The sequence below is a fragment of the Microvirga sp. P4_G7 genome, from assembly GCF_056401005.1.
Map to the genome: position 1 here is coordinate 1 of NZ_JBFUKD010000685.1, position 1,898 is coordinate 1,898.

Here is a 1,898-nt window from a genome sequence, read left to right on the forward strand (position 1 = left end):
CGCTCCGTGATGTCCTGCGGCGTGCGAATGCCCGCGACCACGTCTTCGCCCTGTGCGTTGATGAGGAACTCACCGTAGAGCTCGCTTTCGCCCRTCGACGGGTTGCGCGTGAACGCAACGCCGGTGGCCGACGTTTCGCCCATATTGCCGAACACCATCGCCTGCACGTTGACCGCCGTGCCCCAGTTCGCCGGAATGTCGTGCAACTCTCGATATTTTTTCGCGCGCGCGTTCATCCATGAGCCGAACACCGCGCCGATGGCGCCCCAGAGCTGCTCCTGCGGATCCTGTGGGAAGGCACGTCCAAGCTCCTTCTCGACGATGGCCTTGTAGCGCGGCAGCAGCGCCTTCCAATCGTCCGCCGTCAGATCCGTATCGAGAGTATAGCCCTTGCGATCCTTGAAGGCGTCGAGCGCCTCCTCGAAATGATGGTGCTCGATGTCGAGCACCACGTTCGAATACATCGTGATGAAACGGCGATAGCTGTCGTACGCGAAACGCTCGTCACCCGCGCCCTTGGCGAGCGCCTCGACGGTGAGATCGTTCAGCCCGAGATTGAGCACGGTATCCATCATGCCCGGCATCGATGCGCGCGCGCCGGATCGAACCGAAACCAGCAGCGGGTTCTCCGCATCGCCGAACGTGCGGCCGGTGAGACGCCCGACGCTCGCCAGCGCCTTCTCGACCTGCGTTTTCAGCTCGGTGGGATAGGTTTCACCATGGTCGTAATAATAGGTGCAGACTTCGGTGGTGATCGTGAATCCGGGCGGAACGGGGAGCCCGAGGTTGGACATCTCGGCGAGATTGGCGCCCTTGCCGCCGAGCAGGTTTTTCATCCCTGCCTCGCCTTCTGCCTTGCCGTCACCGAAAGAATAGACCCATTGCGTCATCGTTTGACCTTTTGGCTATACCCTGCGTCAGCGCAGATGATGGCTTGAAGCATGCCGAACCAAAACGCAACCTGAACGGCCAAGGTTCCGCCGTCGCTGGCGCGTGGAACGCATGACGACAGTCAACCAATCCCGCATATGATACAATGTATCGTAAACGGTTTTTCCTCTCAGAGAGCAGCCGATATCGAGGCCAACTTCTCCCGCGGGAGCGTTTTGGATGACGCTATGACCGGCGAAAGAACTTTCGGGGGCTGCTCTGAAGCAGCCGTGAGAGGTTCCTCGCGCCGGGTCAAGGCGTTTGCGACCCGGTCTTCTCGACGAGGAATACCGGATATAGCGACGCTGAGCCCATCGAAGACCGGTTTATTACGGACACACTCCACACGGCGTGCCGACGCATTTCTCGCGCCGTTTGAGCATGTGCCCAATACGCAAATGGGTCGGAGGCGCTGCCGCCCCGACCCATTTGCAATCATGCCTCGCGGCGAATGTCGATTCGTCAGACGCGATAGCGGCCGTTGCGTTTCACGTAGACCGTGGTGCCCGCCGGAACCCGCTCGTAGAGGTCGACGACATCTTCGTTGAGCATGCGCACGCAACCCGAAGAAACCTGTTCGCCGATGCTCCATGGCTCGTTGGTGCCGTGGATGCGAAACAGGATGTCGCGACCGTCCTGATAGAGATAAAGCGCGCGCGCGCCGAGCGGGTTGTCGAGACCGGCCTCGCGGTAACGCGGCAAATCCGGCTTCAGGCTGACCATCGTCTTGGTGGGCGACCAGGAGGGCCATACGCCTTTGCGTCCGACCGAGGCGACGCCGCGCCAGGAGAAGCCTTGCTTGCCGACGCCGACGCCGTAGCGGATCGCCTTGCCGTCGGGCTGCACGAGATAAAGAAAACGGTCGTCGATATCGACGACGATCGAGCCGGGCTTTTCACCGCCCTTGTATTCGACAGCCTGTCGCGCGAATTTCGCATCCATCTTGTTGCGATCGACCAACGGCACAT

General features: G+C 60.8%; 2 protein-coding genes. Both read right to left on the minus strand.

Annotated features, from left to right (window positions below; genetic code table 11):
- A partial coding sequence (locus AC1DT3_RS19515; protein ID WP_477466872.1) for a PEP/pyruvate-binding domain-containing protein occupies window positions 1-890 on the minus strand: 890 nt, incomplete at its 3' end.
- Between the two features lie 502 nt (window positions 891-1,392).
- A partial coding sequence (locus AC1DT3_RS19520; RefSeq protein ID WP_477466873.1) for a L,D-transpeptidase occupies window positions 1,393-1,898 on the minus strand: 506 nt, incomplete at its 5' end.